This is a genomic window from Rhodococcus sp. SB1D (assembly GCF_048573875.1).
Classification (GTDB): domain Bacteria; phylum Actinomycetota; class Actinomycetes; order Mycobacteriales; family Mycobacteriaceae; genus Rhodococcus_F; species Rhodococcus_F qingshengii.
Genome location: NZ_JBMAIQ010000004.1, coordinates 87,335 through 109,407 on the forward strand (window position 1 = coordinate 87,335; position 22,073 = coordinate 109,407).

24 protein-coding genes and 2 pseudogenes are annotated in these 22,073 nt (G+C 60.3%); 10 read left to right on the forward strand and 16 right to left on the reverse strand.

Going from position 1 to position 22,073, the window contains the following annotated elements:
• Positions 1-270 precede the first annotated feature (270 nt).
• Entirely contained in the window at positions 271-666 is a 396-nt protein-coding gene (locus tag ACN50D_RS11825; protein WP_211921957.1) for a transcriptional regulator, read from the reverse strand.
• Positions 667-1,799: 1,133 nt separating this feature from the next.
• On the opposite strand from ACN50D_RS11825, the gene ACN50D_RS11830 reads away from it, so the two are divergent.
• Positions 1,800-1,934, forward strand: coding sequence for a hypothetical protein (locus ACN50D_RS11830; RefSeq protein ID WP_256521188.1), 135 nt, complete (start codon positions 1,800-1,802; stop codon positions 1,932-1,934).
• 653 nt (positions 1,935-2,587) lie between these two features.
• Positions 2,588-2,824: a hypothetical protein gene (locus tag ACN50D_RS11835; protein WP_419970232.1), complete on the forward strand. Its 237-nt coding sequence runs from the start codon at positions 2,588-2,590 to the stop codon at positions 2,822-2,824.
• Positions 2,825-2,829: 5 nt separating this feature from the next.
• On the opposite strand, the pseudogene ACN50D_RS11840 reads toward ACN50D_RS11835, so the two are convergent.
• Positions 2,830-2,895 (reverse strand): annotated as a pseudogene (locus ACN50D_RS11840) (hypothetical protein); the annotation flags it as partial.
• Positions 2,896-5,138: 2,243 nt separating this feature from the next.
• Between ACN50D_RS11840 and ACN50D_RS11845 the strand changes: the two are divergent.
• Positions 5,139-5,918 carry a hypothetical protein gene (locus tag ACN50D_RS11845; RefSeq protein WP_064688373.1) on the forward strand — a complete coding sequence of 260 codons (780 nt, stop codon included), beginning with the start codon at positions 5,139-5,141 and terminating at the stop codon, positions 5,916-5,918.
• A gap of 604 nt (positions 5,919-6,522) precedes the next feature.
• Here ACN50D_RS11845 and ACN50D_RS11850 read toward each other — a convergent pair.
• The 4 genes from ACN50D_RS11850 to ACN50D_RS11865 form a co-directional block, all read right to left on the reverse strand.
• Positions 6,523-7,050, reverse strand: coding sequence for an Lsr2 dimerization domain-containing protein (locus ACN50D_RS11850; RefSeq protein WP_211921960.1), 528 nt, complete (start codon positions 7,048-7,050; stop codon positions 6,523-6,525).
• A 930-nt stretch (positions 7,051-7,980) separates the two neighbouring features.
• A complete protein-coding gene (locus ACN50D_RS11855; protein WP_211921962.1) occupies positions 7,981-8,604 on the reverse strand; it encodes a TetR/AcrR family transcriptional regulator in 624 nt (207 codons plus the stop codon).
• A 54-nt stretch (positions 8,605-8,658) separates the two neighbouring features.
• Positions 8,659-8,793 (reverse strand): hypothetical protein, encoded by a 135-nt coding sequence (locus ACN50D_RS11860; protein WP_283245746.1) that lies wholly within the window; start codon positions 8,791-8,793, stop codon positions 8,659-8,661.
• Positions 8,794-9,152: 359 nt separating this feature from the next.
• A complete protein-coding gene (locus ACN50D_RS11865; RefSeq protein ID WP_211921964.1) occupies positions 9,153-9,815 on the reverse strand; it encodes a HemK2/MTQ2 family protein methyltransferase in 663 nt (220 codons plus the stop codon).
• A gap of 114 nt (positions 9,816-9,929) precedes the next feature.
• Between ACN50D_RS11865 and ACN50D_RS11870 the strand changes: the two are divergent.
• Both ACN50D_RS11870 and ACN50D_RS11875 read left to right on the forward strand, forming a co-directional pair.
• Positions 9,930-10,030 (forward strand): annotated as a pseudogene (locus ACN50D_RS11870) (SOS response-associated peptidase); the annotation flags it as partial.
• Positions 10,031-10,799: 769 nt separating this feature from the next.
• On the forward strand, positions 10,800-11,201 hold the full coding sequence (locus tag ACN50D_RS11875) for a low affinity iron permease family protein (protein WP_211921966.1): 402 nt from the start codon (positions 10,800-10,802) through the stop codon (positions 11,199-11,201).
• Between the two features lie 77 nt (positions 11,202-11,278).
• On the opposite strand, the gene ACN50D_RS11880 is transcribed toward ACN50D_RS11875, so the two are convergent.
• Complete coding sequence (locus ACN50D_RS11880) at positions 11,279-11,548, reverse strand: DUF7218 family protein (protein WP_211921968.1); 270 nt, start codon at positions 11,546-11,548, stop codon at positions 11,279-11,281.
• Between the two features lie 97 nt (positions 11,549-11,645).
• Entirely contained in the window at positions 11,646-13,106 is a 1,461-nt protein-coding gene (locus ACN50D_RS11885; RefSeq protein ID WP_211921970.1) for an aminotransferase class I/II-fold pyridoxal phosphate-dependent enzyme, read from the reverse strand.
• Positions 13,107-13,335: 229 nt separating this feature from the next.
• Here ACN50D_RS11885 and ACN50D_RS11890 point away from each other — a divergent pair, with 229 nt between their 5' ends.
• Together ACN50D_RS11890 and ACN50D_RS11895 are read left to right on the forward strand one after the other, a co-directional pair.
• Positions 13,336-13,662: an ANTAR domain-containing protein gene (locus tag ACN50D_RS11890; RefSeq protein ID WP_249343084.1), complete on the forward strand. Its 327-nt coding sequence runs from the start codon at positions 13,336-13,338 to the stop codon at positions 13,660-13,662.
• Positions 13,663-13,865: 203 nt separating this feature from the next.
• The gene (locus ACN50D_RS11895) at positions 13,866-14,285 is read left to right on the forward strand and encodes a hypothetical protein (protein WP_211921972.1); all 420 of its coding nucleotides are present in this window, start codon (positions 13,866-13,868) and stop codon (positions 14,283-14,285) included.
• On the opposite strand, the gene ACN50D_RS11900 is transcribed toward ACN50D_RS11895, so the two are convergent.
• A complete protein-coding gene (locus ACN50D_RS11900; RefSeq protein WP_212633800.1) occupies positions 14,219-14,518 on the reverse strand; it encodes a MerR family transcriptional regulator in 300 nt (99 codons plus the stop codon). The two genes, ACN50D_RS11895 and ACN50D_RS11900, sit on opposite strands and share 67 nt — an antisense overlap.
• Before the next feature lie 391 nt (positions 14,519-14,909).
• Between ACN50D_RS11900 and ACN50D_RS11905 the strand changes: the two genes are divergently transcribed.
• The 3 genes from ACN50D_RS11905 (at position 14,910) to ACN50D_RS11915 (ending at position 16,247) form a co-directional block, all read left to right on the forward strand.
• Positions 14,910-15,158: a hypothetical protein gene (locus ACN50D_RS11905; protein WP_211921973.1), complete on the forward strand. Its 249-nt coding sequence runs from the start codon at positions 14,910-14,912 to the stop codon at positions 15,156-15,158.
• Between the two features lie 91 nt (positions 15,159-15,249).
• The gene (locus ACN50D_RS11910; protein WP_212633801.1) at positions 15,250-16,029 is read left to right on the forward strand and encodes a SigB/SigF/SigG family RNA polymerase sigma factor; all 780 of its coding nucleotides are present in this window, start codon (positions 15,250-15,252) and stop codon (positions 16,027-16,029) included.
• Between the two features lie 29 nt (positions 16,030-16,058).
• The gene (locus ACN50D_RS11915; protein WP_211921975.1) at positions 16,059-16,247 is read left to right on the forward strand and encodes a hypothetical protein; all 189 of its coding nucleotides are present in this window, start codon (positions 16,059-16,061) and stop codon (positions 16,245-16,247) included.
• A gap of 173 nt (positions 16,248-16,420) precedes the next feature.
• Here ACN50D_RS11915 and ACN50D_RS11920 read toward each other — a convergent pair whose 3' ends face one another.
• The 7 genes from ACN50D_RS11920 to ACN50D_RS11950 all read right to left on the reverse strand — a co-directional run bounded on the left by ACN50D_RS11920 (position 16,421) and on the right by ACN50D_RS11950 (position 21,961).
• On the reverse strand, positions 16,421-16,669 hold the full coding sequence (locus ACN50D_RS11920) for a hypothetical protein (protein ID WP_211921977.1): 249 nt from the start codon (positions 16,667-16,669) through the stop codon (positions 16,421-16,423).
• 27 nt (positions 16,670-16,696) lie between these two features.
• The gene (locus tag ACN50D_RS11925; protein ID WP_211921979.1) at positions 16,697-17,473 is read right to left on the reverse strand and encodes a hypothetical protein; all 777 of its coding nucleotides are present in this window, start codon (positions 17,471-17,473) and stop codon (positions 16,697-16,699) included.
• Between the two features lie 959 nt (positions 17,474-18,432).
• A complete protein-coding gene (locus ACN50D_RS11930; RefSeq protein ID WP_211921981.1) occupies positions 18,433-18,912 on the reverse strand; it encodes an SRPBCC family protein in 480 nt (159 codons plus the stop codon).
• A gap of 22 nt (positions 18,913-18,934) precedes the next feature.
• The gene (locus tag ACN50D_RS11935) at positions 18,935-19,240 is read right to left on the reverse strand and encodes a hypothetical protein (protein WP_211921983.1); all 306 of its coding nucleotides are present in this window, start codon (positions 19,238-19,240) and stop codon (positions 18,935-18,937) included.
• A 754-nt stretch (positions 19,241-19,994) separates the two neighbouring features.
• The gene (locus ACN50D_RS11940; protein ID WP_249343122.1) at positions 19,995-20,702 is read right to left on the reverse strand and encodes a SigB/SigF/SigG family RNA polymerase sigma factor; all 708 of its coding nucleotides are present in this window, start codon (positions 20,700-20,702) and stop codon (positions 19,995-19,997) included.
• Positions 20,703-20,767: 65 nt separating this feature from the next.
• A complete protein-coding gene (locus ACN50D_RS11945; protein ID WP_211921987.1) occupies positions 20,768-21,202 on the reverse strand; it encodes an ATP-binding protein in 435 nt (144 codons plus the stop codon).
• A gap of 132 nt (positions 21,203-21,334) precedes the next feature.
• Positions 21,335-21,961, reverse strand: a complete 627-nt coding sequence (locus tag ACN50D_RS11950) for a PAS and ANTAR domain-containing protein (protein ID WP_212633802.1) — start codon at positions 21,959-21,961, stop codon at positions 21,335-21,337.
• Positions 21,962-22,073 lie beyond the last annotated feature (112 nt).

A 22,073-nucleotide genomic window follows, 5' to 3' on the forward strand; every position in this document is an offset into this window, starting at 1 on the left:
TCGGATACGGGGTGAAGACAGTCGCAGATGTGAAATATCTCGGTTCTTATGCCTGCCCGTTACTCTGCACAGAAAAGGCGCGCATCGCCTTGATGAATTTGTAGGCGCAGCGGCCGCGTTGACGGCGTGAACACGACGGCCACGTGGCCACTCTCGACGCGGTTTGTGCGAGCCCGTTTCTCCGCCAACATTTTACAAGTTTCCGCGACGAACGATGCCGCTTGGAATTGGCTCCCTCCCCGCAGTCTGACGAGTTGATGCTGGTGAATGTTAAACGAGGACACGCAGATGGTCCTCGAACCGGAGGAGAATGTCTAACGATGCGGCCGACAAACCGTGAGCGTTGCAGAGGAGGCGTCGCACTGCGTCGTCGTGGATCGTATGGATCAGTTCGAGATCTCGTCCGAGTCCGGTGTCCGATTCGTCTTCAAACGGTGTCTCGTAGAAGTGAGACAGCGGAACGTCGAAGAATTCTGCGATGGCTCGTACGTATCGATCGGCGGGCCGAGTTCTGACCCCGGTACGTAGCTGGGAAAGGTAGGGGGTGGAGATGGAACAGCCTTGTTCGGTGAGCGCTCGGGCCACTGCGGTGCTGGTTGTACGCCGCGGCGCGCGGGCGAACAGCTCATTGAGTTGCTCGGCGAACGTGTGGCGGGCGCCTGACATCCGGGACCTCCGACTTGGAACGCTCAGCTGAATTAGCTAAATGATAACCCAGCCTCGGTGAGGTGCTGCGTGCACACCCGAAACTTTCTTCTCGGTTCTCGGTATGTATGTACTGGTCCCTTCGCTGTGACAACGACGAAGGCCATCCTCGTTCTTCCTTTCGGAGCTCTGCTCGGGCGTGGAGTGCCCCGGACGGCGTTGGGTCGGCGCAGAGTCACTAGCCCGAGTGCCCGGTGTGGCGACGGTCGCGGCATAGTTGTGTGCACAGTGCAGCGGAGCAAACCGGACGGGCATGTGACAACTCGGCGGTAATCGGACAGTCAGTCGCTCGGACGCGGCCCGTGGTGGCGCAGTTCCTCTTCATGAAGGGGACCGGGCCAGAAGCTGTTTGTCGCAGTGAATCGGCGCGCAGTTGGCTTTTCGTATTCGGTATCGGCAAAGTACAGATTGAAGAGGTTTCCTCAGGTGCCTATGGCGCTGATGCTCGTGGACAGCGCGGATACTCGACCGTGCGGTTACGGGGTGACCGATGTAGTGCCGCTGGCGGATCGAGTCGACTCGTGAGGTGTGCTCGAAGAACGAACATGCAGAGAGCGTCGCGATACTCAGTGCCCGGGAACAGTTCCATTATCCGAAGAACCTGGCCATGGCACTGAGCGGTGAGGTGGGGGAGTGGTGTGTCGAAAGCGTGACAGAGTTCGTCGAGTCTCAGTAACCTCTGAACCTTGAACCCGTGGACAATGGAACGCAACGAAAAAAGAGGTCTCCCTTGCGAGGTACTGATAGGCGTCGTTGTCGAGCTCATTCTGTGGAACTAAAGTACTAATGCATCCCTTGTTGCGGTGCCGAAACTACGACTTAAGTCGGAACAATTGAGATAAATCGTGAAAACTGGCACGAGTTCTAAAACACTGTCTACGGTTACATCCACATCGTGATCGCTCGGCCCTAGATCCCGCCTTTCGGGTGACGGAAATTCTTACCGGCGACATGCGACTGTCCGTTGCGAAGGAGTGGTAAATGTTAGTTCCGTTCTTGCAGGCGATTCTGAATTTCGCCTACGGGTCAATCGATGCCGGTGGGGCCGTCATCGACGGGCTCACCGGCATCTCGAGTGAATAGGAGGATGTGAGATGAATTCATCTGATGTGGGTTCGGTTTCGGCGCTCTTGCCTATGATGCTGACTGCTTTCAAGTCCATCATCACAATGCCTGTTGCGCTCTCCGTGGACTTCGGTCTCGACGTCCCGTTCAATCCGTTCAAATAGTGTAGGAGGGTAGAAATGGGTTCCTTGGAAGATGTTTTCGGTCTCTTCACCGGGTCACTGTCAGCGATCCACGTCAGCTTCTTCGAGATGCTGACTGCATTGTCGAGTGACGGATGGGTGAAGGAATGACCTTCCGATCCGACTACTCGCGACTTAAGGAGGTGAGTATCTAATGCTTTTTTCCTTCTTGAGTAATGCTCTGGGTTCGCTTCGAGATGTCAGCGGCTTAGCGGTGATGGGAAGCATGATGATTCCCTCGTTCAGCGCGGAATAACTTGATATGCGGGTCGACTCGTTGATAGGTGACGAGCCGACCCGCATTTTCTATTGCGATGAAGATCTGAAAAAGCCGACACCCGGCTTTGGTCAGAGGTATCGACCTGCCGTCAGCAGAAGAAGCTGAGCGAACCAATTGCAGGGTTCTGCGTGGCTGGCCGGCATCTCCGACGGTACCGGCGGCCACTGAAAGTTCTTGAATGGAGTGGATAACGTCCATTGTCAGTTCGGAAGTGCAACTGGTTTGGATACTCCTCTTGATGTCAACTATCCTGTGCAAGTTACTCTTTCAGTCATGCGCGGTAGCGTGATGCGGACTCGTAGTTCGGTTTGGTGGCTCGTTCCGCCTGCGAGATCGTCGTCAGAGGGACGTAGAAATGATCGTCGACGCACTGCGTGGACAGGCCCCTGTTGGGCCGGAGCTGCCGACGACCGTCGGTGCTCTGAGCTGTCGGCGGATCGACGAGCAGCATGTAGATCTCACGGGCAGTGTGATGTTTGAGGCATCGCTGGATCTTCGTCGGCGATTTCCCTTCCACTGGTCGACGCGCGACGTAGGTGCGCTATTGCATGTCGCTACCATCGCGATCCGCCAGAGCGCATTGTTGGCATGACGATCTCCGCCGCGGTTGAGTTGGTGGCGAGTGTGCTTTCCTGCGGACGCGTCGATCGGAGAGATCCGCACAGGGCAGCGAACGATGCTTTACTGCGCAGTCTTTCGGGATGGCCGCCTGTGGTGACGAGCAGTGTGGATGGTCGGCGTCGACAGCACCCGGTACGGCGAGCAGTACAAAAGTTGACTGGGCCACGAGATCGGTGAGTTCGCTTCGAAGCCGGTTCATTTCTCCACCCTGAATGATCGCCTGACGGGACAGCAACCGTAGCGTCGATTTGGTTGCCTCCCGAGGATCAGTAGGTGCGCCCTATCCGACTCGCACCGTCGAGCAGTGGTGTAACGCTGCGCTTGTCATTGATTCGAACTGTCCACAAGTCTCGAGGAGCGCTGACAATGACATTGCGTTGTCGGTCAGTTGACCTTCGAGTCAGATGCAGCTCGACGCAATCACCAGGGCTAGTGTTGGCATCTTGACCTGCCCCAAGGTGAAGATCGTGCCTCGCTCAAAGGCTTCGATTCATTCCACGACGGTATCCGTCGGAGTTCCGATTCCGGGCCGCAACTCTTGTCCGAGTTGACAAACCGATCACCACCGCCGCATGCGAACTCGGCCTCAGCGCCCCCGCGTTCCATAGTTGGGTTCGCCAAGGCCAAGTCGACCAGGCGAACGGTCAGGCATCCCCAGAACAGAATCTGCGCAGCTGACAAAAGCGATTAAACGCATCCGACAACTCGAAATCGATGTCGAAATTCTCCGCACTGCCGCAGCGTTTTTCGGGGAGAACTGCTCGGCTCCAGAAGGATTCACTCGATGTGCGATACCCTCGTCGACGCGGTCCCGTGAACGGTTGTCGCCGGCTTTTGGCGTCATCAACCCCGACTACTGCATATACAAGGTCCAGCCGATGTCACCCGACATGGATACGAGGACAGTGGCTCACCGGGCTGACTGGAGAAGTCCATACAGCCTCGCGACAGACCTACGGGTCTTGATGTGTGCATACGGAGCTCACACGCAGTATGGACATCGCGGTCAGCGAAAACCTCGTCGGTGAACTCTGAGGCTCGTCGGCGTCGCCGGCGTGCATGGTCCGGCGAAGACCAACGGTTGAAGGGCGTCGCGACGGCAGATGATCTCGAACACCGGCATCTTCTTCCTATCGTGCCAAAAGGGTTGTGGTTCAATGACATTGTCGAGCACCCCACTCGGAAGAACTGTACTGCGGCCCGGTATTTGACGTGTTCGGCCAGAAGACCGCTGGTCGGTCGATCGGCAATTGCCATGGCTCGACGCTGGTATTGAGTGCCTTGGAATGTCGCGATCAAGAATCGGAAACTGACTCCCGGGGGGGATTGTGCACGCCGATCGTGTTGGTTGGATTCGTTCCGCGGCCTTGGCCCCCTCATTCGGCACCACAGGCGACGGGCAGTCACACGGTCTGCCTTGGGACCGCGTCGTCAGAGCGACTAGTCCACTGACCTGTCGGGGATGAAGTGTTGGTTGGGCGGTGAATGAAGTCGAGCCGCTGTTCTGATGTGGTCGTAGTAGCGCGGGTCGGCACGCGCGAAGGCGACGTACTGCAGGTCCAATGGTCAACCTCCCGGTCAGTCCCCCTGCGGCTGGTAGTCAATTCGTGCCACATTCGAATCCCCGCGTGGCTTGGATTGCTTGTGGCAGAAGAGTATCCGATTTCGGTCATTTTGGGCGAAATTCGCAAACTATCGTCCAAAGTACTAATGGATGCCGGGGCAGTCAGGTTGAGTCGCGCGAGCCTGCGAATGCTCGCGCGGCAACACGAGCGCGGAGTGAATCGGTCTCCCTTGGAGCCGATTCAGTTACGTTGTCTGCCAATTCTGTTCGGCTGCTCGGCCCGTCTTCCGACTTTCAGTGGAGGCGAAAGACCCTCGTGCTGCGTCTAAAGTATGAACTTTTCGTTTTTCCTTGACTTAGTCGGCAAAGTGAGAAAACTGGTACCTGTTCTAGGGTTTCGGGATGCGAGAATTCTCGCCGGTACTGGACGCAGGATGCGATTCTTCTGCATCGCTGCGAAGGCTTACCCCTACATCGATCTTCTACCGCCGACCATGTGGGGACTTACTGGGCTGAAATCTACTCTCGTGCTGTCCTGCAACGGTATTCGAACCTGCCTGCCTCCGGGAAGTAACTCCTGGAATGGCGCTGTTACCGAGTTCGTTCTGTCTACGGATAGGGAGGAGGAATTTTCTTTGCGATGATGCCGCGATTCGAAATCTGTTGCGACATTTCATCTTGTTGAACGTCAATCGTTTCTCAACGAAGGAAAAGGTTCACAATGACTGTATCTCTCGCTCGGCGTGCCGGAACAACTGCTGCGATCTCTGCGGCAGCATTAGGACTGGTGTTTGCGGCCACGATGCCGGCGTCGGCCCACAACGTGACGACGAATTACAACAACGCCTGTATGGGTGACCCCAATTCACTCATTGCCGGGAATGTTCACCAGCCGCTTCAGGCTCACTCCATGTCGGTTGCGCATTCGTCGTCGACACCGGGCACCTACACGATCCAGCCAGGCTCGCAAACTGTTCCGACCAGTGGTGGCGGTGCCACCGTCATCAATCTGAATCGCTTGAACCTCGTATTCAAGATCGATCCGGCAACCTTCACCTCAGCGTCCATCGTCTCCGGGACGGGCAGTGGATTCAGTGGCACTCCGGTGGTCACGCGAGTAAATGCAAGTGGTGCTGCGGACGCTACAGGGTCCTACCTTTCTCTCAATGGCGGAGTCGGAACAACGATTGCGGGTGCGAGTCCGGGCGGTTCGAATACCTCTGATGCGGGTTTGACCGCGCTTGCCGGCGCGACCTTCACGCTGCCTTCGGTTCAAGTTGTCACGACTTCCTCCAATCCTGCGGTCTACGTCAATACCGACGGTGATGCCGGAAAGTACGCAAACCCGAAGAACTACATGACGTTCCTGTCGAAGGCGACACTGTTCGGAACTCAGTACGCCCCGACGATGTGCTTGGCAACGGACGTCAACCCGCGAACCGACGCGAATATCGGTTCGGTTCTTGCCCCTAACGGTGGCGCGGGCAACCTGCACCCATGATTGCGGGCGCGGGTGCCGCACGCCGAGTCGATGTAACTTCCAGCGTGCGCTGAATATGCAGCGTCGCAATGCTCGGTGAGAGTTGCCCCACGCCCGTTCGGGCGTGGGGCAACTTTCGTCTTTCGGCGACTTCACTGCTGAATTGCGGCCTCGAGCTCGTCGCTTCTCCTTGACGGGTGTGTCAGCGGTCCGGTAACCCTTCAGTGGTCGCTAAGTCGAGGCGTTCCCTCCCGATCCGGTCCTGCACTCGGTGCCCCGCCACCCGTCCAGCTCCGGATACTTGATCAACAGATCGAGTACGTTCCGGCGGAACTCGGGCGAATGGCATCGTGGACCGCGGGCGCATCTAAGAAAGTTTACGGACCCGCCGGTGCAACTCAGCGTCAGTCAGGTAGGGGAGAGGTTGATTCGGTCCTGCCGGATGGATGTGGGGGAGGCTGAACGCAAACCAAAATTCAGTGACCGTGATGTGCCGTCCAAGTGTTTACAGATACCGCAGTATCTTGCGTTGTCGTTCGCCCGATTTGCTCACTTCGATGAAGGCAAGCAAGGTTGCCGTGGCACTTGGAGATGCTGTTGACGTGCACGGGAGGTGAGGCCGCGCCTATCTGGGTGCCTGTCCTGCTTCACTTACGATTCTGTCGTCGAACGAAGATCGGCGGTGCGCGGCATTGAACGCCTGAATGATCTGCTTCGTGATCCCTCCGGACGGGGACACTGCATAGTTATGAATCTTTGCCCAGCTGAGTACGGCCTGCAGCTGCTGCTCGGTATGTCCGAAATCGAGGGGCTTTTCGACACCTCGGGATTCTGCATCGATGGTCTTGGTGTCGATCCGTTGTGCACAAGCGATGTATTGCCGGAGAACGGCTTTCAACTTTTCCGCATTGGCTGGCCTAAGATCGATCACGTAATCTGTTCCGCGGAAGGAGAATTCAATTCTCTCGTTGACCTCATGGGCGACAGGCATCCCGTCGAGATCGTCGACGCGCTGTTGAATCAGTCTCTCCACCAAGGCGCAATCCTCCGAGTTGTCTGCTTGATCCTCAGCGTATTCGTCAACTTTAGCGTGGACGTCCGCCGGGCCTAGATTTTCACGGAAAGTGTCTCCTAGTCGTTTTTCAGAAGTCACCCGCGCGGAGCCAGCGGATCGCTGCGATGCGGACTGTGACGGTATAGGTTACCGGTTCCGGTCACTCGTAAGAGCATTTGCGGGCAGCAGGGGATCGACCCCTCGGGCCGACGTGACCGTGTACGTCCGCGGGGACACCTGGCTGCGTGCCCGCTATTCCGGCCGGGGTGCGGTTGATCCGTCTGGTTGTTACTGGCGAGCGACCGGATGGATCGCCCATGTTTGCAAGTTCAATGGGTGGGGCATTAGTGGTTTGGTCCATCGGATGAACCCCACCTGCTCTCACCGGTGGACCGCTAATCTGCGTGTCGAACTTTCATCGGTCCCGACACGCATGGTCCGCCGACGGGATGTCCACAGCTGATGTCGGTGGACCGCCAAGACTGCGCGCCCGTCCCTGACAGTTCGTACGCGCCGACCACGGAGCTGCGGTCACGCTCCGGCGCCGGTGGGCACCTGATCCGCGCGCCACAATCGGCCCGCTCCGGTTCAGCGTGCGGCCCGGAGCAGACCACCGAGAACGGCGTGCCGCCTGAGTGGACTAGGTCGGGCACGCATGGCTCAACCGGGGCAGCCGTGATCCGGTTTGGGCCACCTCTTGTTCCGTCGCCAGGGGCGCCGCGCACAAACTGCCCCGAATCATCGCGTAATGCAAGTGATCGCAGGCATCGGCGTCCGGGCGGCCCTGAAGGACTTACTTGAACATGTCGCTGATGCTCAACAGTCCGCCGACCCCACCGGCCGCGAGGCCCGGATAACGCAAGGCATCAACCCAAAAGACAGCTTTACAACGACCTCAAACCAGCGAACCGATCGAATATCGACCGGCTGATCAAAGCTGATTGCTCGGCATTGGAAGACGCAATGACGCGGAACTGGGCGTGTGAGAACGAACCCGCGAAGGCTGATCGAAGTTGCGCCTGGCCTCCGTCAACGGCGTCGGCTTTCCCACAGTGGGATCAGTACCTCGTCGACTATGCGTTCGAACTCGGCGTGGTCGAGCGGGCGTCCGGTTGTATGAGGAAGGCTCGTCAGGAGTCCGATAACTACGGCCAGGTCCATCGACCCGGCCGACCACTGAGCCGCGGCCTCTGCGCCGCTCTGGTCGGCCTCGCCGGCATCCGCGTCACATCCGAGCTGCTCGTCCCCGGCGGTTCGGACTGCTGCCGCCATGGCTGCGGCGATTGCGTTGACGAAGCGGACCCGTAGCGCTTCGACAAGCTCGGCCTGGTCGCGCCCGTTGTTGAGAAGCGCGCTGATGATGCGTTGGCGGCGGGCATCCATGCAGCCTGAGGCGGTGATGATGCCCTCGACGAGGTCATCGCGGAGGTTGCCTGTTGGTGTGCAGTGGGCGCCGGGGAAGGTGATGGTGTCCACTGGGTCGGCCAGCAGGTCGGGCAGACTTCGCCAGCGTCGGTACACGGTGGACTTTGCAACACCCGCTCGCGCGGCTACGGCTTCCATGCTGATCGCGCCGGTGCCCTGTTCACTGACCAGATCGAGGACCGCTGAGAGGATCCGCCGGTCACGGCCGGTGTCGCGCGCCCGGCCCACGGACCCGGCGGGGCGCTGACGAAGCGGGGCGAAAGATCTTTGCTCATGGAGTGCTCAGCGTACCGAGACGTGGGATGCCAGCGCGGTCGGACGCACGTTCAATGCTTCGAGGCGGTGAACCAGTGCGACCAATCGGTTGACGGCGGCCACGTCGGTCGTGCCTTCGGCGACCGGTGCGAGGTCCGACACGGTCAGGCGGGTAAGGCGAAGTAGAGATCGCCGGGGCGAACGCTCCGTGTATCTTGGCTGATGCCCGACACCGGCAATATCCGTTGAGCATGTGTCAGAGATGACGTTTGAGCCACGCCGAGACACCGCGTGATGTCCCTCAGCAACCGAGAGGCGGGCACAACGCAGTCGCTCATGCAGTCAACACCCTTGCCGGAGAAGCGATACGCGTCTTCGCTCCCAGAATATCGTCAGTGCGCACCCTGCCGACTTCCCGCTGATACCGCACTGCGTCTGCGTCGTGTCCCGCTCTTATACGCGGCAGGAACGGAAAGTCTCCAGAGATGGCGTGGGCGCCGCGGCACACCTATGCCTCGCCGTCATGCCATCGTGCTGGTCGAAGGAGATGATTTGGTGGCGCGGAGAACCACGAGTTCCTCAGTATCCTGGCCGGCCACGATCAAACCCCGTTGCTCGAGAACTGCTCGGCGCGCATGCATGACGGGACCGAAAGGGACGAAACTCCTGGCCGCCACAGTCACCGTCAAACCGCATTCTTCCAAGATTGTCTCTGTCTTCTGCACACCACACAGCGCTGACTGCAGCAACAGCAACGCCCCGCCCGGAGCCAACACTTCAGCGCGAGACAACGCAATCCTGTCGAGTAACGCCCGACCGTCTTTCCCGGCATCCCACGCACGTTCGATACCGCTCGTAGGCAACTCATCTCCCAACGCCGGAACATACGGCGGGTTGGAAACGACGACATCGAACAACTCGCCCTGCACCGCCGCCGTCAGATCACCACGTCGAACCTCGATACGCTTCCCCGCAACGACCGCATTGAGCCGCGCGTTCAGACACGCCCGGCGAGCGATATCCACCGCGATAACGTGCCCGGCCCCCGCCTTGGCTGCAGCAACCGACAACACACCCGTACCGGTACACAGATCCAGCACCCGACTCCGCGGCGTCAAACTTTGTGCCACAAGAACATCACTCAGCAAAGATGTGTCATGTTGAGGTGGATACACGCCAGGCAAAGCACAATCATCATCGGATCCTCAGTTCTGGCGTTACATACTCACTCTCGTAACCGATCGACGCTTCCGCAAACCGAGCGGGAAACTCTCGGATCGCCCCCGCTGTGAAGTTCGGCGATGATCAATTCCGTTCGGGAGCCGCATCTCGAACCGTACGAAGTCTCGACCGCTGTGATCTCACCGGGAAGAACGATCCGAGCTTGCTCGAGCCGGTGGCTCGACAGTTAAGATCTAGGCATTCTCGTCACGGACGCCGTGATTATCGCCGTAGCAGCACTCTTGATCTGGGGGTTCGGATCGATCATCGCCCGCCTTGCAGGCGCGATCGCAGTCTGCGGGGGACTGCGAGGCATCGGATTCACCGGCAGCGCACCCGCCGCCTACGCAATCCTTGCCGCCGGCTTCGCAATTGGGATGACCGGGAACGGTTCTGGGCGTTCAAACACAAGTCTGGCGCACCCGACTCACACTGACCGAGCGGTTTATCAATTACAGTGGCGACTCCCTGGGGTTGTGACGCAAGCTTCAGGGCAAGGGAACTCTTACCCCGGCCGGTTTGCGCGTGGTTCCCGCCGCGCGGGAGGTGCTGTTGATGTTTGCGGTCCTGCGGGACGGGAATCAGAATATTGCGTGTTGGAGCGCATATTGTGTGCGTCGGGGCTGGTGGGCTTTCCGACTCGCACGGGCCGGACGCCTTGCGGCGCACGCGGGCTGTCGAAACCGCAGGGCGCCGGCCGACCCTTCTTTTCGGTCGGTGCACAGAATTGCCGTGAATCTCTCCGAAGTTCGTTCTTACTCGACTTTCGCTCTGCTGCAAGGTGTTAGGCAACAGAGGCATTATTCGGGTTGCCGACTGGGTGTGGTCGGGATATAGACAGGGAAGTCATCGGGGTGCTTGGTGACGGTCATAGTGACGAGGTATCACACGAAAGGCGAGCACATGCGGACGACAGTGATGGGTGGGCAGGATATGGGGCTTGTGCGATGAAACCGCCGGCAGTACTTCCGTCCGAGGTCTCGACGAAGATCTCCGTCTTCGATCGGTTTGCCACCTACGTCAGTGCCCGTACCTCGCAGGCGTGGTTTTTTGTGGTGTGTGTGGTGATCGTGGTGTTGTGGGCGCCTTCGTTCTTTCTGCTGGGGACGATCGACACCTGGCAATTGATCATCAACACCGTTACCACGATTGTCACGTTCTTGCTGGTGGCGTTGCTGCAGAACACGCAGAAACGCTCCGACGATGCGGTGCAGCACAAGTTGAACGCCATCGCCGACGGTTTGGCGGATCTGATGAAGCAGCTGGCGAAGGAGCATCCCGAACTCGACAAGGATCTGAAGGAATTGCGACTCGCTGTCGGCCTCGAAGATCACGAAAGCGCTTCCTGAGCAACATTGTCCACCGGCCAGAGGGATACAGCTTCAGGGGTGTCGTGTGGAACGCTCCCGCCGGAATCGGAACCTTTTCAGTGATTGCGAAGGGCGTCGATCAGTTCGCTCTTGTTGAGTTTCGAGTACCCGTGCAGGTCAAGTTCTTTGGCACGCTTCTTCAATTCTTCGACTGTCCATTCTTCGTACGGCGAAGACTTGCCGCCGGACTTGCCCACGCTCGATCGCCCCCGATTGGCGGCTGCGTTGGAGATTCGTGCTGCTTTCTGCTTCGAATCCCCCTTCTTCCGTAGTTCTTCGTAGAGGTCCTGATCCTTGAGTGGGGGTTGTGAGTCTTGTCGAGGCACTGGCGTGTCCTTCCACTGCGTCTACGGGGACTGAGGTGTCGGTCTCGTACAGGCGCTACCCGTGGGGGAGACGATCAAACCGGAAGACAAGGGCGCCTTATCTCGTTACCCGAAAGCACTCGAGTGAGGCGTCGGTGGCATCGGGCACGGCCATCCCTGCACGCAGTCCGGACTGGAGATAGTCGATGACTTCCGCGTCAAGGCGCTCCCCAGGCACCACGACCGGAATGCCGGGTGGATACGGGGTGAGTTGCTCGGCCGCGATACGTCCGGCAGCGTGCACGCCGGGGACCATTTCTGTTCGGCCGAAGAATGCCTCGCGTGGCGACGACACAGTTTCGAGCTGCAGGCTCGCAGGCGAGGGTAGCTCGATGCGCGGGGTCTCGGGGAAGCTCGGTGCTGCGCCGCAGAGAGCTTCGAGGCCGTCCAGCAGTCTTCGGGTGGTATCGCGATCGTCTGCGGTGGAGACGGTCGCGAGAATGCGCCGGTGATCGCTCATGCCGACATCGATCGAGCGTTCGGCTCGGAGCCAATCCGCGCATTGGTAGCCGGTGGCTCCCGTTTGTGAAACATCGATCAGTACTTGCATCCTGTCGAGGTCGTGGGAAGCCTGGTGTCCCAGCAATTCGGAGTCGAGAACCTCGAGACCTGGGAGTTGCTCGATGTCCTCACGAAGCGAGGTGACCAGTGTCAGCGCTGTATCCAACAACTCGTGGCCGGTCTCGACCATCTGACGGCGCCATCCGTCGAGAGCTGAATAGATCATGACGTTGGGGCTCGTGGTCATCAACAGATCGGCGCACGCCGACAGGTGAGCAGTGTCGACAAGGTCTCCCTGGACGTGGAAGACCGACCCTTGTTCGAAGCCCATCCCCATCTTGTGCACACTGACCACGCAGACGTCCGCTCCTGCATCCATCGCCCAGGTCGGCAACCCTTCGTGAAACGGTAGATGTGCACCCCACGCCTCGTCGACGATCAAGGGTTTACCCCTGCGGTGACATTCGTCTGCGATCGCGGCTAGGTCTGCGCAGGTGCCGTACGGACTCGGGCTGACGATCAGCGCCCCCGCCGCGTCCGGGTTCTTCTCCCACGCATCACGCACTTGAGAGGGGGAAGGGGGATGCGAAATATGGTGCGCAGCATCCCATTGCGGCGTGATCCATCGGGGAGTGATGCCGCCGAAGATCAGCCCGGCGACGATCGACTTGTGACTGTCTCGACTGAGCAGCAGCCCACCAGGATCGTTGCCTGCGACTGCCAGCATTGCTGCCTTGACGGACAGTGAACTACCGCAGGTCGAGAAGAACGCATAGTCCGCGCCCACCGCGTCGGCCATCAATCGTTCTGCATCTGCAAGGTAACCGTTCGATGATCGGCGGTCATCGAGGCCGGACGTAGCGAGAACGTCGTCGTGGAATGGCTCCCGTCCGAGAACGTCGAGTACCCGCCGGTCCGTGCCGCGCCCTTGTCTGTGTCCCGGTGGGGTGAACCCGTACCGATCTAACCGACGGTACTGCGCGAGGGCCTCCAACAACGGTGCTCGGGTGTGATCCATGCAGCCGGGCTACCCACCACGGAATCGAGACAACCGAGATCGCCGTCACACAGTCCGCCTTGGATGTCTTTTCCGACGCCCTTCGAGTTACCGCGGACCGGGGCGAGCGTCCTTGTCCGTCCTGCTTCGTGCCCGTCGTCCCTTCACGTGGTGACGTCCTCGAGCAGTACCGTCGGTTCGGTCGACGCTCGCGATTCAGCTCTACATCGATGGACAAGAGCTCGGAGCGTTGAACCTGTTCTCCGACACCGCCGGCGGTATCGACGACGAGGCCGAGCAACAGACACTCAATCTGGCCACCCATGCGCCGATCGCATTGTCGGGTGCACGCCGTAACGAGCAGTTCCGCAGCGCTCTCGCCTCACGCGATCTGATCGGTCAGGCCAAGGGCAGACTCATGGAACGGTTCGATCTCGATGCGATAGCCGCGTTCAGGATGATCCGGACCCTCTCGCAGGAGATGAACGGTCCGGTGATCGACATTGCGCGCCAGCTGGCGATTCGCGAGCCACGCACACCGGACAACGCAGTGCAGATCGCCCCGGACAACACATGAGTCCGCGTCGCCGCTCTGACGGGGACATCGACGTCGAACATGATCGCTTGTCGCACACCTGGGATGATCACCGGGTGGGACGCTTCCCACTGACGTGCGCCTCGTGGGGTTAGGGTGGATGCCAGTTCTTCGTCATAGGCAGTGGCAACGGACTGTGACCTTGTGCTGTCCGCATGGGGGCCTCGAACGAGTAGGACTGCACAATGCCGTTGACGAAGAAGTTCTCCGAACTGTACGACGACGCACTGACCGCGTTGGCTGCGGCGTCGCAGCGGCCCGCTGCTGTGGTGAATGTGGACGGGCAGTACGCCATTCGTGTGGACCTCGAGTACAACCGCTACGTGTTGGCCACCAATTCTGCGCGAGGGTTGTGGGACGAGCCCGATGTGAGCGGTTCGTGGTGGGTGCGGATCGTGCAGACCGGTGACGACAATTCGGAAACTCTGCTCGTGCAGGCGCAGAAGCCGTGGCTCATCGATGCGTTCGATGCGGCGATCGACCAGTTCGAATCGGAGGGGCATGTGATCGCTGCCGATGCGGATTTCGGCGCCATCGCTCACGCCGACGTGGGGTCCCTGGCTTCCGGGACGCTCTCGGAGGGCGACTCCTCTGCGGGCATCTGACTGAGCTGAGCGATGCGTTCGACCAGGATCGCGTTCCGGTTTTCCAGGTCGAGGATGACACCGATCGCGGTCAGGTTGATGCCCTCGGCGATCAACGCGCTGATACGTGTCAACGTGGCCAGGTCTGCTTCGCTGTAGCGGCGGGTTCCCCCGCCCGTGCGGGCTGGGGTGAGCAGTCCGCGGCGCTCGTACAGTCTCAATGTTTGCGGGCCGACGCCGGACAGTTCGGACATCACGGAAATCCCGTACACCCCGCGGCGGTCGTGGGCAGCATGGACGTGCGCTGCATCTGTTACTGCCACAGCACTGCTCCCTCAGCCAAACCGGATATCGCTCGACTTTAACACGGCTCGTCGCCATCCCTTCGCCGGGCAATGCTGCAAATCTTATGGTCAGCACTGCAGATTTTCGCGCAACCGCACATAGTTACGACCAGAACGTACCCGCCCGGTAAGAACGGAAACACACCTGAATGTGCAGGTGATCCCAAGGATAGGTTGCTCAGGGCGCCGTCGTCCCTGCCTTCTCTGCCGCTCGAATTGTCGCTTATCTGCATCGACTGATATAGATTTACGACATCGGATCAGACAGCTGTGTGTGAGCACGTGGACCCCGGGAGTGTGAATGACAACTGCCATGACCTCCGCATATGACGTCGGGCGGTCCTCTGCGCAGCGGCGATCCCCGATCACGACGCCCGTCGCCTCCCGAGGTTGGTGGAGGCGGGTGACGCTCGATCTCGTCCTGGAGATCGTGATCGCCGGAATCTTGGGCGCAGTCGGATCCGTCCTTGCCGGCCCGCTAACCGGAGTGGCGTTCGCCCTGGTCGCAGCGGCCTCATTCCGCCTAGTCCTGCAGACGATCAACCCTTGAGCACGACTGTGAAGGAGAAGACGATGCCCGCAGCACGATACGCACGAGCAACGACCACCCGGCAGAAGTTGGTGATCTCGTGAGCCGGCACATGAAAGACGCCGAATACGCACAGGTCGCGGGCTTGCTGGAAGAGTTGGCTTGTCTGCCGGGAGACGACGCACGCTGCGAGCGTCTGCGCACGCAGATCATCGAACTATGTCTACCGCTGACTCGCCATATCGCCTTGCGGTATCGCGGCCGCGGACAAGCGCACGAAGATCTCGTCCAAGCGGCCAGCGTCGGTCTGGTCAGTGCGGTGAACCGTTTCGATCTGGCCAAGGGCAAAGACTTCCTGGCCTTCGCGATTCCCACGATGATGGGGGAGGTGCGTAAGCATTTCCGGGATCGCGGATGGGATGTGCGGGTTCCGCGCTCGTTGCAGGAAAACTATCTTGCGCTCAACAAAGCACGCACCGCGCTCACGCAGGATCTCGGGCGTGAGCCTACGGTGCCGGAGCTGGCGAAAGAGCTCGGAGTCGAGCCCGCCGAGGTCGCGGAGATCGTCGCCGCCGGCGATTCCTATCACGCAGCGTCCCTCGATGCAGCCGCCGTCGGTGACGGACGATCGATCGCAGATACGTTGGGAGAGTTCGATGCTGCCCTCGACGGCATCGACAATCAGGAAACGCTCCGGCCGGCGCTCCTCGCTCTGCCCGAACGTGAGCGCACCATCGTGATCTACCGCTTCTTCGGGGAACTGACTCAGGCGGAAATCGCGGAGAAGATCGGAGTGTCGCAGATGCACGTTTCCCGGCTCCTCGCCCAAAGCCTCGCGAAACTGCGAAGCTCGTCCTCCTTTGCGCCCCGGCCGGTCGCGGTCGCAGCCTGACCTGCCTAGGAAGAAAGGACGAGGACCGAATGCATTTCACTTTTCTCTACGACGGTGCTGCGCAGCGCACAGCGGAGTACCCGACCTTGGAGGAAGCCGTTCGGAGTATCGAGTTGGGGCAGGTGGATCGCACTCTCTGGAGCATTCAATACACCGATCGCGAGGGCGGAATTCGGGTTTACCGATTCCCCACGGACCGCGAAGTCAGTGATGAATGACGAACGCGCAGTAGTGAATACAGCAGTGCTGACTGCAACAGGCCAGCTCTCAACACGCTGAGCTGTACCCGATAACCATTCCGGAGGATTGCGCCAGTCATGGGTTTGGTCCGCCCCGTGGGCGCGCCCGGATGCCGGGGCACGGAGGAAGTCACCGACGGCGCCGCTATCTGTCAGGTGTGATCGTTCTTGCCGCGGTTGGCGCTGTGTTCTCGCCGCGCACGAGCAGCCTTCGATGCGCGGATGTTGTCGGCCTGTCGGCGTTGCAGACGCATCAGAGCCGCAGCGGCGCCGCCTGCCACGATCGCCCAGGCGACGGAGGGAACCCACATCTCTTGGGTCAGGCTCACGGCGATGCCGACGACGGCGATGAGCAGGATGGCCCACACGAACATGGCGCTGAAACTGGCGATAGGCCTCACTAGTGACTCCTCACATGTGTTGGCAGGTCAGGTTTCCGTAGGGCGAGGTCGTCCGCTGCGGATCGCATCCCCGTGCGCGCCTTCCATTGCGGCGTTCGGCACTGTCTCGACTTCGGCATGACGTCGGGTGCTTTCTTCGCGCCGCGGCGATGTTTCGCTACTCGCAGGGATACGCCAAAGCTTCGGCGAGTCACCGTCTTCGGTGTTCGCGAGGGTGCGTAGTCCGTCGGCGTCTTGTTGGAGGGTGGTGACGAAGAGGGCTCTCGCGTTTTCGTCGAGGCCGTCGGGCAGGTTCGCCCCCTCGCTGACCATTTTCGCGGTGTTGTCGAGGAACCGGCCGATCCGCAGCAGCAGTGGTCGGGGCATGGGGACGGTACCGGCGCGGGTGCTTGTGCGGGCGTCGGCGGCGATCATGCCCAGAGTCGACAGGTGGGACAAGCCGTCGGTCAGAGAGTGCTCTTCGAGGTTCCCGTGGGCGACTTTCAGTGCTTCTGCCAGGGCGGCAATAGTCAGCCCGAGTGCGTTGGTGGGCATGGGGATGGTGCGTTCGAATTCGATCAGGCGTGCGCCGGGTGCTTCGTCGGAAATGGCTGTTGCGAGGGAGTGGGCGAAGATGGAGAGCTGTTCGTCGGTGAAATGTCGTTGAGCGGCGCGCCGGGTGACGTGCATCAGGCGGGCGTATTCGTCGAGTTTGTCGTTGAGCAGTACCCGGGCCTGGGCATCGGTGATCGTCAGCCCCAGCCCGAGAAGGGTCTGCCGTAGTTGGGCTGTTCGGCTTTCGAGCCAGGTGCTTCTCGGACTCATACCGGGCTCCACTCTCTCGCGAGATCTTATACCGAGCATAGGCGTCGTCCGGCTTCGGACTTCGCCTCAGGAGCGGCATCCGAATCCGCCGCGGGCTGATCATGTTCCTCGCCTGCAGCGGCCTACGGTCAGGTTCCTGACCCCTGTCGTCTGTGTTTGAGCGCAACGACCCGCACCCGCATCAACACACCACGAGAAGTGTTGTGCAGCCTGCGAACTGACCGCATCGACGTCGACGGTGGATCGAGTGGATTGGACCGCGGGTCAGTTCGTAGGCTGCTTTTTCGACTGTAGTCCTTTCATGTCTTCGGATCTGTTTCCGGAGGCCTCGAGGAGGATCGTTTGTCGGCTGCACACAGCGAGCTCGGCTTCTCCCAACGGAAATTCCGTGTGTCCGACGTTTCCAACGTCTGTGACCTGGGTAACAACCCCAGGGTTGATGAGGAGACACTGATGGATGTAATCGTATGGGCCGAATCCGAGGAACGTGAACGGTGGTGGCGACAGGTAGTAGGCCTCGCATCCGCAAGCGAGCGAGACCCGGGTACTGAGGCGACAGAGCCAATCACAAGCGGACCGTCGACGACGTCGAGGATGCGCGTATCGGCAGTCCGACCAATTCATGGCGTGACCGCTGCCTGAGTCCAGGTACCCGAACGCACGCGTCCGGAAGTGAGTGGATAATTCGATGTCAGAGGGAGCTGTGGCGATGGTGAACGTGGTTCTTTTACTCGTGATGTTAGGTGTCGGTCTGACCGTGGTGATGTGCCTGGACTTCCAGTGGCTTCGTTCGTCCTCACGTGGCGAACGACACCGGCACGCTCGGCACGCACGTGTAGGCCTCGGGAAGCCGTAGTAACCCCCTCCGGGGGAACCGTGCCGCCGATGGGCGATCGCGCTTCCGGTGGCCCGCGCCTACTCCTGCCGCAGCAGTCCCCCGGCATGCTGGATGCGGGAGTTCAGACTTCGTCGGGGCGTATCTGGTCCGGGCGTTCGATGTTTCCCCGCCAGGCGCCTGTTTCCTGGTCGCGGGATTCGATGAACTCCTTGAAGCTCTCCATGTCCTTTTTGACTCTGTGGGTGAGGACTCCGAATTTGTCGGCAATGTTTTCGACGAAGCCATCAGGGTCGATGTCCATCTGCGCTGTCACCCTGGTGTGCGAGTCGTCCAATCGGTGGAAGGTGATCACACCCGCATGATCGGGGCCTGCGTCCGATTTCCACGCAATGCGTTCGTCCGGGTGCTGTTCGGTGATGGTGGCGTCGAATTCCCGTGTTTGTCCGGCTATTTCGAGGATCCAATGTGTGTGCACATCGTCGGTTTGTCGAATTTCCCGTACTCCGGACATGAAGTGGGGGAACGACTCGAATTGAGTCCACTGGTCGTAGGCGGTACGGATGGGGACGTTGACATCAACGGATTCGGTCACGGTACTCATGACCTTCGAACTACCCACTCTGTCAACTGATACACATCGCAGCAGTCGACGTGGAACCACGGTCAGGTGTGTCTTCGGGTTCGCCCAGGTCGCGGCGTCGCCCACGCTGCGAGAAGGTTCGAAGACAATCGGTCATAGCACCGCCAACAACCCGCAGGGTGCGGTAGAGGCGCTCGGGTAGTTCAGTCCGGGGCATCGTCCCCGGTCCGCCATTGCCGTCGGCTTTCATGGAGAGCATGTGCAGAGCCGCCGAGAGCACACCCGGTGGGAAACAACCCACGACGTACAACGATGCGATCAGGGCAGCCACAGAGGCGAACTCGGGCACGAGTTGTGGGATCGCCGTCGAACGGTACGCAGACGGCGGTCGACTCTTCGCAACGCATCTCCCGCAAGGAGGACACCGAGGAACCGCCCGCAGACACTGCCCTCGCCCCGGGTAGGCCAAAAAATCGTCCAGTCCGGGATATAGAGAATTGCTGTTGCGTCCTCGGCCTGCCGGTCCCTTCCCCAGCCGCGGCGAACATCAAGTGCCGCAAGGCATCAAGCGCAACCTGGCGCGCAATACGTCTCCCTCGTGCACTGCAGGGGTCCGCGGATCGCCAGCCTGAAGGTCGTCGGTGTACATAGCCGTCGACGAATACTGCGCATCCGCCGGCCGTCACTGGTCCGGAGCATCACCGCATTCGTGAACGGTTCGTTTCGGCTCACGTTTCGGTGCGGCGTTTACATGACGGGCAGCGTGGGTAGTGAGTTGAGGATCCACTGGATAGCCGATCCCCCAATTTCGCGTCCGGTGGATCACTTGTGCCGTGCCTGACCTCTGCCGGGCCAGGGCACGGCACGGCTCGTCGGGTTTCACTGATCTGGGATCCGGCGAGCCGTCACGGTTTCGACCGCTGGCTACATCAGGAGATCCGGGCAGGCGTGCCCTTGGGCACCGGGATCCTTCGAGGATCTACCGATCGCCGGAGCTGCTGTGGAAGGTACCCGCCAGTTACGCCACCAACCCGCGTGATGCCGTCACTGCCCCACGCATCCCTGTTGCGGCACCCCAGGTCTCTGTCTTTGGCGCAACGCTGCTACGAGGCGAGGCTGTCGAGTTCTTTTCGTAGGGTTTTGAGGGATTGGCTGAGCAAGCGTGAGACGTGCATCTGGGAAATGCCGACTTTGTCGGCGATCTCCGCTTGGGTCAGTTCGCCGAAGAACCGGTACACGAGGATTACTCGTTCCCGTTCAGGCAACGCCATCAGTGCCGGCCGCAGTGTTTCGTGGTTGTCGATCCCGTCGAGCGCTGCGTCGTAGTCGCCGAGCGTGTCTCCGATGGAGGCGCCGTCGGGTGAGGCCGGGACGTCCAGGGACGCGGAATGGTAGGAATCTCCGGCCGCGGCGATGTTCGCAATCTCGGCGGGTTCGACGCCCATCTCTGCGGCGAGTTCGGGAACGGTGGGTTCGCGTCCGAGAGTCTGGGTGAGCGAGGCACGAGCTTTTTTCAGCGCCAGGTAGTTCTCCTGGAGTGAGCGGGGAACCCGAACGTCCCATCCTCGGTCACGGAAGTGCTTGCGCACCTCACCCATCATCGTCGGGACAGCGAAGGACAGGAAATCCTTGCCTTTCGCCAGGTCGAAGCGATTGACCGCATTGACCAGGCCCACGCTGGCGACTTGGACGAGATCTTCGTGTGATTGACCGCGTCCTCGATATCTGCGGGCGATGTGATGAGCGAGAGGAAGGCACGTTTCGATGATCTCGGTACGAAGCTGCTCGTAATCGGGGACGCCGGCGGGCATTTCGGCGAGACGAAGGAACAGATCGGTGACCTGTGAGTATTCGTTGACTTCCCGGGCAGTCGGGGTCACGTAGGGGCCTGCAAACCCTTGGTCAGTGTGATCGTCGCGGCCCAGTTCTGTTCCGGTGAGGCCGGTGGGACTTGGTCGAGGACTACTCCGTCGACCAGGATCTCGAGGACATGCCATCCGAAGGACGAGGTGCTCGTGGTGATCTGCCCGGTTGTCGGCGTGGAGAGCATTACGCGCACAGCGGCCGGTTCGGTATCTTCGTCGAACGCGCACGTCAAGGTGCTGGAAGAGAGGGCGTGGCCGATGAGAATGGTTGCCGCTTCGTCGACGGCGAGAACGAGGTCGGACAACCCGTCCAACGAGAGCGCATAGTGCGCGGCCACGGTCCGCACCAGTGAGCGCAGTACCGGCAGTTGATCAGGTGTTGCCGAAACGGAAAGCGATGGTGAGGCGGCGGCCGGGGAAACGATCGCCCGTTCGGAGGACGTCACGTGAGATTTGCTCCTGTACCTGGTCGGATGCGACCAACTGCCGTGGTGGGAGCGTGGTGGTTGCACTCGAGAAGAATGATCAGCGCATCAACAACCCAGTCGATGTGCCGTCACACGAGCTTAGCGCTGTTGTCAGTTACGCAACAGGACATGATCGAAGTGGGTGCGGACAGCTGCGGGGACCTCGAAGTCAGCCGCCACTCGGGCGAGAAGGCGCTCTGCGACATCGCGGACCTTGATATTCGTTTCCTGTGAATGCCAGGTGAGGACATCGAACGCTCGGTCCGCCGGTATCGCGTAGACAAGCATCAACATGCCCTTGGCTTGCTCGATCGCCGCGCGAGAGGAGGCGATTTCGGCGACCAACTCGTCCACCGATTCCTTGACCGTTTCGCCGAGAGTTTCGGTGACGTCGACGTAGAAGCCGGAACTGCCGATGATCTCGCCGGACTCGTCGACGAGCCGGTCCCCGACCACGACCATCGAGCGTGTCCTTCCTTTCGTGTCGACGATGCGGTGCCGGCTGCTGAACGAGCCCCCGGAAGTGCGGATCGCCTCCAACGTCTGGGCGACATGAGGCCGGTCCTCGGGATGTTTATGGGAGAGAATCAATTCCGTCGTCGGGACGATCGCGCCAGGCTCGTAGCCGTGCATCCGAGCGACGGCGTCCGACCACTCCCACCGATCGCCCTCACGGCGATAAAGAAATCCTCCCACCCGGTGCGGGGCACCGGATTTCGTCGTCGGCCCCACACTCATGTCGTCCGGCACGGCATGTCCCCTTTCGTTCTTCACTCAGCCCTGCGCCGAATATGGCAGTTATATCGGACATATTCGACATCATCATCCCGAATCTCGCCCGGGGCTCAGT